We start from the raw sequence: 11,277 nt of genomic DNA on the forward strand, positions 1-11,277 counted from the left end.
GCGCGAGGGCCATGGCCGCGGTGGTGCTGGCGGCCTCGCTCGGGCTGTCCGCCTGCGGCGGCGGCGGTGACGCCGGCGCGAGCGACGGCACGTTCACCGCGGGCCATTCCGAACCCGACCACCTGATGCCCGCCAACACGACCAGCAGCTATTCCTTCGACGTGATCAGCGAGCTCTTCGACAACCTGATGACGCTGGACCGCGAGGGCCGGGCCGTCCCGCTCGCCGCCGAGTCGGTCGCCTCGGACGACCAGAAGGTCTGGACGATCAAGGTCAAGCCGGGCCAGAAGTTCCACAACGACGAGCCCGTGACCGCGCAGAGCTTCGCCGACGCGTGGAATTACGCCGCCTACGGGCCGAACGGCATGGGCGCCAACGACTACTTCTCACATATCGAGGGCTACGGGGCGATGAACCCCGAGGACGAGAACGCCGAACCGGAGGCCGACACGCTGTCCGGGGTCGAGGTCGTCGACGAGAACACCCTCGAGGTCACGCTCAACCACCCGTTCAGCCAGTTCCCGCTGCTGCTCACCTACCCGGCGTACGCGCCGATGCCGAAGGCCGGTCTCAAGGACACCAAGGCGTTCGACGAGCGCCCGATCGGCAACGGCCCGTACATGATGGACGGGGAGTGGGAGCGCAACAAGCAGATCAAGCTCGTCGCGTTCCCCGGCTACACCGGGCCGCGCAAGCCCAAGAACAAGGGCGTCACCTGGAAGAGCTACTCCAGCGCCGACACCGCCTACACCGACCTGCGGGCGGGCAGCCTGGACGTGCTCCAGACCATCCCGTCCGGAAAGGTGCCCGAGGCCGAGAAGGTGTTCGGCGACCGGTTCATCACCGGCGAGATGGGCACGATCGACTACCTCGGCTTCCCCCTGTTCGACAAGCGCTTCGCCGAGCCGGACCTGCGCAGGGCCATCTCGATGGTCATCGACAGGGAGGGCATCAACAAGGCCGTCTACAACGGCGCCTACTTCCCGGCCGACTCGCTGCTGCCGTCGATCATCCCCGGCCACCGCGACAACGCCTGCGGCGAGCTGTGCACCTACAACCCGGCCAAGGCGAAGGAGCTGTTCGACAAGGCCGGCGGTTTCGAGGGGACGCTGGAGCTGTACTTCTCCAACGCGCAGCCGACCTACGCGCAATGGATGCGGATCGTCGCGAACTCCCTGCGCGACAACCTCGGCATCCAGAAGATCGAGTTCCGGCAGGTCCCCGCGTCCGACTACTTCTCCATGCTGCGCGCCCGCGAGGAGAAGGGCCCGTACCGGCAGAACTGGGAGGCCGACTACCCGAGCCCGCAGAACTACCTCGAGAACATGTGGGGCTCGGACAACAACCGCATGGGCTGGAAGAGCGAGGAGTTCGACGAGCTCATCGCCGAGGCGAACCGCACGGCGGACCAGCAGAAGGCCATCGGGCTCTACAACCGGGCGGAGGACATCGCCATCGAGGAGATGCCGATGATCCCGCTGTGGACGTGGGCCCGCCAGGGAGGGCACTCCGACGACGTCGGCAACGTCACCGTCACGCCGTACGCGACGGGTCTGCTCGCCCACGAAGTGACGGTGAAGTAGCCCCCGATGTGGCGTTACGTCGTCCGGCGGCTCCTCCAGGCGGTCCCGGTCTTCTTCGGCACCACGCTCCTCATCTACGCGATGGTGTTTGCGCTGCCGGGGGACCCGATCCAGGCGCTCGCCGGGGACAAGCCGGTCCCGGAGAACGTCCTGCGGACGCTCCGGGACCGGTACAACCTGAACGACCCGCTGCTGGTGCAGTACGCGAAGTACATGTGGGGCCTCGCCCAGGGCGACCTGGGCGAGAACTACACCGGCCAGAGCGTGTCGGAGATGCTCGGCGGGCGCTGGGCGGTGACCGCGCGGCTCGCGCTCACCGCCTGGCTCTTCGAGCTGGTCATCGGGATCGCGCTCGGCGTGTGGGCGGGCCTGCGGCGCGGCAGGCTCGCCGACACCCTCGTCCTCGGCGGGACGACCCTGGTGATCGCGGTGCCGGTGTTCGTCCTCGGCTACATCGCGCAGATCGTGTTCGGCCTGCACTGGCAGGTCTTCCCGACGGCCGGGACCGAGGACGGGTGGCCGATGAGCTACCTGCTGCCCGGCATCGTGCTCGGCTCGCTCGGCCTGTCGTACGTGGCGCGGCTGACCCGCACGAGCCTGGCGGAGAACCTCCGGGCCGACTACGTCCGGACCGCGCGGGCGAAGGGGCTGTCGAAGGCGCGGGTCATCGGGCGGCACACACTGCGCAACTCGCTGATCCCCGTGGTGACCTACCTCGGCGTCGACTTCGGGAACCTGATGGGCGGCGCGATCGTGACCGAGGGGATCTTCAACCTGCCGGGCGTCGGGCAGCAGGTGTTCCAGTCGATCCAGCTCAAGGAGGGACCGGTCGTGGTCGGCGCGGTCACCGTGCTGGTGCTGATCTTCCTGCTGGTCAACCTGGTCGTGGACCTGCTGTACGGGGTCCTGGACCCGCGGATCAGGTACGAGTAGGGGGCCGGGGATGACGACGGAGGAGGCGCAGGCCGAGGTCACCGCGGCGGCGGGCGGCGAGGTCGGCCGGGCGTCGCTGTGGGGCGACGCGTGGCGCGACCTGCGGCGCCGCTGGATCTTCTGGGCCTCGGTGACGGTGCTGGCCGTGGTCGCGGTGATGGCCGCCCGGCCGGGCCTGTTCACCGGCACCGCGGCCAACGAGGGCTGCGACCCGAACCTGTCCAAGCTCGGCCCGTCCGGCGAGCACTGGTTCGGCACCGACCTCGCCGGCTGCGACTACTACGCGCACGTCGTGCACGGCGCCCGGCCCACGCTGCTCATCGGCGTCGCGGTGACACTGTTCGCGCTGCTGATCGCGGTGGTGTTCGGGATGCTGTCGGGCTACTACGGCGGCGTCCTCGACGCGCTGGTCTCCCGGCTGACCGACGTGTTCTTCGGGCTGCCGTTCGTGCTGGGCGGCACGGTGATCCTCGTCGCGTTCCCCGGGCACGGCATCGGCGCGATGACGCTGGTGCTGGTGCTGCTCGGCTGGACGACGATGATCCGCATCATGCGGGGGCAGGTCATCTCCGTCCGCGCCGCCGACTACGTGCAGGCCGCGCGGCTGCTCGGCGCGTCCGACCGCCGGGTCATGGCCCGGCACATCCTGCCGAACGCGATCGCCCCGGTGATCGTGGTCGCCACCCTCAACGTCGGCAACGTCATCGTGGGGGAGGCGACGCTGGACTTCCTCGGCGTCGGCCTCCAGTACCCGCAGGTCTCCTGGGGCCTCCAGCTCGGCCAGGCCAAGGACGCCTTCATGGTCCACCCGCATCTGCTGATCTTCCCCGCGGCGTTCCTGTCGGCCACGGTGCTGAGCTTCCTGCTGCTCGGCGACGCCGTCCGCGACGCCCTCGACCCGAAGCTGCGGTGAGCGATGACCGGAGAACGTGACACGGCCGCGGGCCGGAAGGCCGAGGCGGTCCCGGCGCCGCGCCCGGCGGAGCCGCTGCTGGCCGTCGACGACCTGCACGTCCGCTTCCGGGTGCGCGGCCGGGACGTGCACGCCGTGAACGGGCTGTCCTACACCCTCGCGGAGGGGGAGACGGTCGCGGTCCTCGGCGAGTCGGGGTCCGGCAAGAGCGTCGCGGCGCAGGCCGTCATGGGCATCCTCGACGTCCCGCCCGCCCGGATCGAGCGGGGCTCGGTGCGGCTGCGCGGCGAGGAGCTGCTGGGCCTGCCGGAGCGCCGCCGCCGCGAGTACCGCGGCGAGCGCATCTCGATGATCTTCCAGGACGCGCTGACCGCGCTGAACCCGGTGTTCACCGTCGGCGACCAGATCCGCGAGATGTACCGGGTGCACCGCGGGCTCGGCCGCCGGGAGGCCCGGGACCGGGCGGTCGAGCTGATGGAGCGGGTGCGGATCCCGTCGGCGGCGCGGCGGTTCGGCGACCACCCGCACCAGTTCTCCGGCGGCATGCGGCAGCGGGCCATGATCGCGATGGCGCTGGCGCTGGAGCCGGACGTCCTGATCGCCGACGAGCCCACCACGGCCCTCGACGTGACCGTCCAGGCGCAGATCATGCGCCTGCTCGCCGGGCTCCAGGAGGAACTGGGCATGGGCATGGTCCTGATCACCCACGACCTCGGCGTCGTCGCCGGCGTCGCCGACCGGATCGTCGTCATGTACGCCGGGTCGGTCGCCGAGCAGGCGCCCGCCCGGGAGCTGTACGCGCGGCCCGCCCACCCCTACACGCGCGGGCTGCTGGCGTCGGTGCCGCGGCTCGACCGGCGCGGCGGGCCGCTCGTCCCGATCAAGGGGGCGCCGCCGGACCCGGCCGCGCTGCCGCCCGGCTGCCCGTTCCGGCCGCGCTGCCCGCGCGCGGAGGCGGTCTGCGCGGCGGAGACGCCGCCGCTCGCCACCGTCGCGCCCGGCCACGCCGCCGCCTGCCACTTCGCCGAGGAGGTGCACGGTGCCTGACCCGGCAGAGGCCCCGATCCTGCGGGTGGAGGGGCTCGTCAAGCACTACCCGGTGACCCGCGGGATCGTGCTGAAACGCACGGTCGGCCAGGTCAAGGCCGTGGACGGCGTCGACCTGGAACTGCGCCGGGGCGAGACCCTCGGCGTCGTCGGCGAGTCCGGCTGCGGGAAGTCGACGCTGGCGCGGCTGCTGCTCGCCGCGGAACGCCCCACGGCCGGGACGGTCCGCTTCGACGGCCGCGACGTGTTCGCGCTGCCGAAACCCGAGCTGCGGGCACTGCGCCGCCGCATCCAGATCGTCCTGCAGGACCCCTACTCGTCGCTCAACCCGCGGATGACGGTCGGGGACATCGTGGGCGAGCCGTTCGCGATCCACCCGGAGGTCGCGCCGAAGCGCGAGCGGCGCGCGCGGGTGCGCGAACTGCTGGAGCGCGTGGGCCTGGACCCCGGCCACGTCGACCGGTACCCGCACCAGTTCTCCGGCGGGCAGCGCCAGCGCGTCGGGATCGCCCGCGCCCTGGCGCTGCGGCCCGACGTGCTCGTGTGCGACGAGCCCGTATCGGCGCTGGACGTCTCCGTTCAGGCGCAGGTGATGAACCTGCTCGCCGACCTCCGGCGGGAGCTGGGCCTGGCGCAGGTGTTCATCGCGCACGACCTCGCCGCCGTCCGGCACATCTCCGACCGCGTCGCCGTCATGTACCTGGGCAAGGTCGTCGAGACGGGCGACGAGACCGAGATCTACGAGCATCCGACCCACCCGTACACGCAGGCGCTGCTGTCGGCCGTCCCCGTGCCCGACCCGGACGCGCCCGGCTGGACGGACCGGATCCGGCTGGAGGGGGAGCCGCCGTCACCGCTGGACCCGCCGTCCGGCTGCCGGTTCCGGACCCGCTGCTGGAAGGCCCGGGACGTGTGCGCCGAGCAGGAGCCCCGGCTGGAGGAGCGGGACGGTTCCGCGCACCCCAGCGCCTGCCACTTCGCGGGCGAGGACGCCCTCACCGAGCGGGCCTGACGTTCGGCGGGCACTCCTCAAAGGGTTCCGTAGGGTGGGGCCATGGCGCGTAAGGGCAGGCGTGAACCCCGGCCGAACGTCTACCGGGTCGACGGCGGGGAGGCCGAGCTCCTCCGCGACGCCGACCGCGACGGCGGCTGGATGCTGCTCGTCGGCGGCGTGCCCCAGTCGTACGTGAACCTGTCCGACCCGACCTACCTCGACTTCGAGTACATGCGGCTCATGGGCGACGTGGTCGACGAGCTCGGGGTGGACGGCGAGCCGTTCGACGCCGTGCACATCGGCGGCGCCGGCTGCACGCTGCCCCGCTACATCGCCGCGACCAGGCCGGGGTCCCGGCAGATCGTCCTGGAGCCGGACGCGGAACTGGTGCGACTCGTCCGCGAGCAGCTGCCCGTCAAGGGCATCCCGGGCCTGCGGATCCGGATCACCGACGGCCGCTCGGGCATCGCGGCGCTCGCCGACGACTCCGACGACCTCGTCGTGATGGACGCGTTCGCCGAGGCGTCCATGCCCGCCGAGCTGGCGACCCGCGAGTTCGTGCTGGACGCCGCGCGGGTGCTGCGGCCCGGCGGCGTCTACATGGCCAACGTCGCCGACGGCTTCCGGCTGCCCTTCGCCCGCAGGGTCGCCGCCACGGTGCGCTCGGTGTTCGAGCACACGCTGCTCATGGCCGACCCGGGCGTGCTGCGGGGCCGCCGGTTCGGCAACCTCATCGTGGCGGGGTCCCCGGAGCCGCTGCCGGTGGCGGAGCTGACCCGCCGCGCGGCGGGCGGCATCGCGCGGGCCCGGCTGCTGGAGGGCGGCGACCTCGCCGCCTTCTGCGGGGGCGCGGCGCCGCTGCGCGACGGCGAGGAGATCGTCGCCCCCGTCCCGCCGCCACAGGTCTTCGGCGATTCCTGACCGGAGAGTTCCGGCGGACGGGCGTTTTCCGGATGACCGCTAGGCTGGAACGCGAGCGACGGAATTCCCGGACGGTTTCCCCTGCCGTATCGGCCGCACGCGGGCCCGCGATGTCCCATAATCGAGCGATGGAGTCGTCCACCCGAATTCTGATTCTCGGCATGGATTCGTCGGGGAGAATACTCCAGTTCGACCGTAACGCCGCCGCAGTTCTCGCCCCGAACGGCGACGACCTGCGCGGTGCCGACCTGGACGAGGTGATCCCCGGCGCGCGGGATCCGCTGCTGGAGGCCATCAAGGCCGGCCGGGAGCGGACCGCGATGCTCGCCGTGGACAACCCCGAGGGCGGCATGCTCGACGCCGTCGTCACCGTCCACCCGATGAACGGCGGCGGGCCCGACGTCGTCGCCCTCGCCGTCGTCCGGGTGCCGGTGCCGCTCGCCGACCGGTTCGTCGACCCGGCCGTGATCCGCCGGGCCCTGCTGGACGACGCGCTCCCGCGGATCGGCTCCACCCTCGACCTGGAGATGCTGGCGCGCGGCCTGATGGACGTGCTCGTCCCGCACTTCTGCAACTCCGGCGCCCTGCTCCTGCTGGAGCGGCACATCGACGCAGACGAGCCGCCGGACGGCCCCGACGGCCCGCAGATGCGCCGGATGGCGATCGGGTTCGACGACGACGACCCGGCCTGGGACGCGACGTTCCCCACCGGCGAGTCCCTCGTCTACCCGGAGGGCACCCCGCACGCGCTGTGCATGGGGTCGGGCGAGCCCGTACTGCGCTCGCTCGGCCGCGACGGCGCCGCCCAGCTCGCGGCGGCCTGGCGCCGGCCGCCGGTCGCGGACCTGCTCAAGGGCGCCTCCATGCTGCTGCTGCCGATCACGTCGGCGGCGGGGGTCCTCGGCTTCTTCACCTGCACCCGCAACGCCGCGCACCGCCCGTTCGACGCCTACGACGTCGAGATCGGGATGGACTTCGCCAACCGGGCGTCCATCTTCATCGAGAGCGCGCGGCAGTACTCGCGGGAGCGCGCCACCGCCCTCACCCTGCAGCGCAGCCTGCTGCCGACCGGGCTGTCCGCGCCGTCCCCGGTCGAGGTGCACCACCGCTACCTGCCGGGCAGCCGGCTGATCGAGGTGGGCGGCGACTGGTACGAGTCGATCGCGCTGCCGGGCGCGCGGGTCGCGCTGGTGGTCGGGGACGTCGCCGGGCACGGCGTGAAGGCCGCCGTCACGATGGGGCGGCTCCGCACCGCCATCCACACCCTCGCCGGGCTGGAGCTGCCGCCCGCCGAGGCCCTGGAGCGGCTCGACTCGCTGATGCGGACGCTCGGCGAGCGGGAACCGCACTTCGCCACCTGCGCCTACGTCGTCTACGACGCGGTCAGCGGCCGGTGCGAGGTCGCCAGCGCCGGGCACCTGCCGCCGCTGCTCGCCCCGCCCGGCGCCGACTCGGAGTACCTGCCGGTGCCGCCCGCGCCGCCGCTCGGCGTCGGCGGCGACGGACCCATCGTCAGCCGCGAGTTCACCGTCGAGGACGGGACGCTCCTGTTCCTCTACACCGACGGGCTCGTGGAGAACCGGGCCCGCGACATCGACGACGGTCTCGCCCGCCTGCAGGCCACCTTCGGGCCGGGCGCCGCCGCCCGGCCGCTGGAGGACCTGTGCCAGGCGGCGCTGGACGGCGTCTACGACGACCAGCACCGCGACGACATCGCGATGCTCGTGGCCCGGCTGGCGCGCATCCCCGCCGACCACCACGCCACCTGGGAGCTGCCCGCCGAGCCCGCCGCGGTCCGCCGGGCCCGCGGCCTCGTCCGCGACCGGCTCGCCCGCTGGGACCTCGACGACATGGCCCACTCGACGATGCTGCTGGTGTCCGAGCTGGTCACCAACGCGATCCGGCACGCGGGCGGCCGGATCACGCTGCGGCTCGTGCGCGAGGGCGGCCTGGTCTGCGAGGTCTTCGACTCCTCCGACGGCCGGCCCCGCATCCGCCACCACGACGACGAGGACGAGATGACCGAGTCGGGCCGGGGGCTGCACGTCGTGGGCCGGCTGGCGCAGCGCTGGGGCGTGCGCCGCACCGCCGGGGGCAAGGTCGTCTGGTGCGAGCAGGAACTGCCCTGACCCCGGCTCGCACGGCCGGGCGCGGGGCGGCTAGCGCAGCACCGAGATGTGCACGTGGTCGTAGTGGTTCTGCGTGAGGCTCCCGCGGTCCGCCATCGGGCGCCAGCCACCGCCCCGCACGTTCCAGATGTGCTGCTTCCAGATGACGTAGGAGACCCCGAGGCGCCGCGCGTGCTGGACGGCGTACTGCGCGACCTGGTCGCCGTGCCGCATCGCGCCGGCGCTCGGCATGCGGCCGCCGGTGCTGGCCATGAAATCGCAGGCCCGGCCGTGCCCGTGGTCCTGCGCGTCGGCGTTGTCGCGGTAGCAGCCGATGACCGGGAAGGGGCCGAACAGCCGGGCGATCTCCAGCACCAGCGCCCGCATGGTGGGCGTCATCCGGTTGCCGGTGATCGGGGTCGAGTCGCCCGTCACCCCGTCGGGCCGCCCGGTCAGCCGCACGCGGCCGCCCTGCCCGGCGGGCTGCCGCCGCGCGGACCGCGCCGGCGCGAGCGCCGCCACCTTCGTGCCGCGCGGGAGGATCTTCTTCAGCCGCGCGGTCAGCTTCCCGGTGTCGGCCTTCGGGGCGCTGATGATCAGGGCGTTGCCCACCGGCAGGCCGAGCTCCCTGGCCCGCTCGCGGGAAACGACCGCGTCGACGTCCCCGATGCCCATCGAGGCGTAGGCGCCGACGCGCACCCGGCCGGAGCGCTCGCTGCTGCCCGCCGGGACGACCGCGCCCAGCGGCAGCGCCCCGTCCTGGCCGTGCTCGAACGACACGGCCAGGCCGCCGGCCGCGATCGTCCGCCACAGCTGGTCGGACTCGGCCGTCGCCTCCGGCGCGAACGCCCGGAACTTCGACGGGTCGACGCCGAGCAGCCCCATGCGGCGCCCGCCGACCTGGGCCCGCGCGGCGTCCACGACGGTGACCCCGGCGACGCCCTTGAGGCCCCGTGTGCGCTCGACGGCCTGGGGCGGCAGCGAGGACGTCCCGGCGACCAGCAGGTGCGGCGTGTGGCGGCGGGTCAGCGGCGCGACCGACGGCGCGAGCGGCGCCGCGCCCTGGTCCACCGACACCAGGTCGTCCGCGCCGGAGTCCTCGTCGAGGTGCCCCGAGACGAGAACGGTCACGTCGGCCGCCAGCGTGAGCCCCACGGCCAACGCGATGACGGCGGGCAGCGTGCGCCCGCGCCTCCTCATCAACACCCGCTCATCACCAATCGGCTCAGTCCCACCAGAAGGACCAGCTGGTCTTGCCGCGGATCTCCTCGGCGTAGCCGGCGAGGGTCCCGGGGCCCTGGAACAGGATGTCGGGGCAGAACGCCCAGTGCTCGGCCGCGACGTGGACGGCGTGCCGGGTGGTGACCGGGGGCGCGGCGACGCTCAGCTCCAGCGTGTTGAAGCCCAGCGCGACCACGTGCGCGCCGAAGCGGTCCTCCCAGCTGCGCAGGACGGCGGCGAGCGGCGCCGTCCACTCGTTGTGGTTGAGGGCGCCCTGCCAGCCCGCGACGGCCGGCGCGTCGGCGCCGCGGTCCACCGCGACCAGGCCCAGCGGGAGGCCGCGGGCGGCGAGCGCGCGGGCGTACCGGTCGGCCACGGCGCCGGGGTCGTCGAGCGGGACGCCGGGCGGGGCGAGCCCGGGGCAGTGCCGGCCGAAGGGGGCGAGGTCGTCGTGGTCGTCCGCGTCCGCCTGCTCGGCCCAGTCGGCCCACACCTCGGACATGAACGCGTGGGGGTGGTAGTTGCCGATCTCGGTCGCCGGCTCGGGCGCGATCTGCCCGGACGCCCAGGGCTGGTCGGTCTCGTCCATCAGCAGCGGCCACAGCCCCGACCGGGGGTGCTCGGCTCGGAGCCTGCACCACAGCTCGCCGTGGACGGGCTCGTCGCTCAGCCAGAACGCGGGACGCATGAGCAGCAGCCGCTGCGGATAGCCCGGGTCGGGCCAGACCAGGTCGCCCTCGGGCAGCGGCACCGACAGCGTCCGCCCGGCGGCAGCGCCGTCGATGCCGCCCTCGAAGAGCTGCGGCAGGTCGCCCGGCAGGTGCCGGACCTCCACATCATCCATTTCACGCCGTTCCGGTACAGAGCACGCCAACAGGATCTTGGCACTGGTGATGGTAACGGCGCAGGGGCCGCCGAGGGGGACGAGCCGTACGGTTCGGCCGTTCCGGGCGGGCGTCGGACGCGAAACCGCCCGGCGGGCGAGCGGGGTGCGGGATGATGGCGGGGTCTTCCCCTCCCCACCCGACCACGCGAGGGCCCGAACACGTGAGTGAGTCCCCCCGGCTGCGGCGCGCCGTCCGGGCCCTTCTGCTGGACGGTGACGCGCTCGTGCTGATCCGGCGCACCAAGCCCGGCCGCCCCGTCTACTGGACGACGCCGGGCGGCAAGATCGAGCCCGACGACGCCTCGCCCGAGGCGGCGCTGCGGCGCGAGCTGGACGAGGAGCTGGGCGCCACCGCGGGCCCCCTCCGGCAGGTCTTCGCGTCCGGCGAGCTGGGCCCCGGGCAGTGCCGCCTCGACACCTTCTACGTGTGCCGCCTGATCTCGATGGACCTGTCCCGCCGGCACGGTCCGGAGTTCGGCGCCGAGGCCGACGGGCGCTACGACGTCGAGCATGTGACCTGCACGCCGGCCGGGCTGGCGTCCGTCGACCTCGTCCCCAGGACGCTCGCCGCCTATCTCGGCGACCACGCCGCCGACCTCGCCGGCCTGCTCGCCACCTGATCTGGGGCCTTGTCAGATTCGTCGGTATATGCGAATTTTGCGGAGCCTCTG

Annotated in this window: 10 protein-coding genes; 8 read left to right on the top strand and 2 right to left on the bottom strand. The window is 73.2% G+C overall.

What is annotated here, in order from left to right; genetic code table 11:
- The first annotated feature begins 11 nt into the window (after nucleotides 1-11).
- From E1266_RS03240 to E1266_RS03270, 7 genes are all read left to right on the top strand, one after another.
- On the top strand, nucleotides 12-1,583 hold the full coding sequence (locus E1266_RS03240; RefSeq protein ID WP_132043554.1) for an ABC transporter substrate-binding protein: 1,572 nt from the start codon (nucleotides 12-14) through the stop codon (nucleotides 1,581-1,583).
- 6 nt (nucleotides 1,584-1,589) lie between these two features.
- Nucleotides 1,590-2,516 (top strand): ABC transporter permease, encoded by a 927-nt coding sequence (locus E1266_RS03245; protein ID WP_132043556.1) that lies wholly within the window; start codon nucleotides 1,590-1,592, stop codon nucleotides 2,514-2,516.
- Nucleotides 2,517-2,526: 10 nt separating this feature from the next.
- Entirely contained in the window at nucleotides 2,527-3,429 is a 903-nt protein-coding gene (locus E1266_RS03250; RefSeq protein WP_132043558.1) for an ABC transporter permease, read from the top strand.
- Nucleotides 3,430-3,432: 3 nt separating this feature from the next.
- Entirely contained in the window at nucleotides 3,433-4,476 is a 1,044-nt protein-coding gene (locus E1266_RS03255) for an ABC transporter ATP-binding protein (RefSeq protein ID WP_132043560.1), read from the top strand.
- On the top strand, nucleotides 4,469-5,488 hold the full coding sequence (locus tag E1266_RS03260; RefSeq protein ID WP_132043562.1) for a dipeptide ABC transporter ATP-binding protein: 1,020 nt from the start codon (nucleotides 4,469-4,471) through the stop codon (nucleotides 5,486-5,488). The genes E1266_RS03255 and E1266_RS03260 overlap by 8 nt, the downstream gene beginning before the upstream one ends.
- A 42-nt stretch (nucleotides 5,489-5,530) precedes the next feature.
- The gene (locus E1266_RS03265; protein ID WP_132043564.1) at nucleotides 5,531-6,391 is read left to right on the top strand and encodes a fused MFS/spermidine synthase; all 861 of its coding nucleotides are present in this window, start codon (nucleotides 5,531-5,533) and stop codon (nucleotides 6,389-6,391) included.
- Between the two features lie 161 nt (nucleotides 6,392-6,552).
- Entirely contained in the window at nucleotides 6,553-8,520 is a 1,968-nt protein-coding gene (locus E1266_RS03270; RefSeq protein WP_132043566.1) for a SpoIIE family protein phosphatase, read from the top strand.
- A gap of 30 nt (nucleotides 8,521-8,550) precedes the next feature.
- Here E1266_RS03270 and E1266_RS03275 read toward each other — a convergent pair whose 3' ends face one another.
- Nucleotides 8,551-9,699: a hypothetical protein gene (locus E1266_RS03275; RefSeq protein WP_132043568.1), complete on the bottom strand. Its 1,149-nt coding sequence runs from the start codon at nucleotides 9,697-9,699 to the stop codon at nucleotides 8,551-8,553.
- A 25-nt stretch (nucleotides 9,700-9,724) separates the two neighbouring features.
- The gene (locus tag E1266_RS03280) at nucleotides 9,725-10,564 is read right to left on the bottom strand and encodes a DUF4253 domain-containing protein (protein WP_132043570.1); all 840 of its coding nucleotides are present in this window, start codon (nucleotides 10,562-10,564) and stop codon (nucleotides 9,725-9,727) included.
- A gap of 203 nt (nucleotides 10,565-10,767) precedes the next feature.
- On the opposite strand from E1266_RS03280, the gene E1266_RS03285 reads away from it, so the two are divergent.
- Complete coding sequence (locus tag E1266_RS03285) at nucleotides 10,768-11,226, top strand: NUDIX hydrolase (protein WP_207945393.1); 459 nt, start codon at nucleotides 10,768-10,770, stop codon at nucleotides 11,224-11,226.
- Nucleotides 11,227-11,277 lie beyond the last annotated feature (51 nt).

The organism is Actinomadura sp. 7K534, from assembly GCF_004348575.1.
Taxonomy (GTDB): Bacteria; Actinomycetota; Actinomycetes; order Streptosporangiales; family Streptosporangiaceae; genus Spirillospora; species Spirillospora livida.

Coding starts and splice junctions, on each gene's coding strand:
- E1266_RS03240 (WP_132043554.1), top strand. CDS start 12: ATGGCCGCGGTGGTGCTGGCGGCCTCGCTCGGGCTGTCCGCCTGCGGC.
- E1266_RS03245 (WP_132043556.1), top strand. CDS start 1,590: ATGTGGCGTTACGTCGTCCGGCGGCTCCTCCAGGCGGTCCCGGTCTTC.
- E1266_RS03250 (WP_132043558.1), top strand. CDS start 2,527: ATGACGACGGAGGAGGCGCAGGCCGAGGTCACCGCGGCGGCGGGCGGC.
- E1266_RS03255 (WP_132043560.1), top strand. CDS start 3,433: ATGACCGGAGAACGTGACACGGCCGCGGGCCGGAAGGCCGAGGCGGTC.
- E1266_RS03265 (WP_132043564.1), top strand. CDS start 5,531: ATGGCGCGTAAGGGCAGGCGTGAACCCCGGCCGAACGTCTACCGGGTC.
- E1266_RS03270 (WP_132043566.1), top strand. CDS start 6,553: ATGGATTCGTCGGGGAGAATACTCCAGTTCGACCGTAACGCCGCCGCA.
- E1266_RS03275 (WP_132043568.1), bottom strand. CDS start 9,699: ATGAGGAGGCGCGGGCGCACGCTGCCCGCCGTCATCGCGTTGGCCGTG.
- E1266_RS03280 (WP_132043570.1), bottom strand. CDS start 10,564: ATGGATGATGTGGAGGTCCGGCACCTGCCGGGCGACCTGCCGCAGCTC.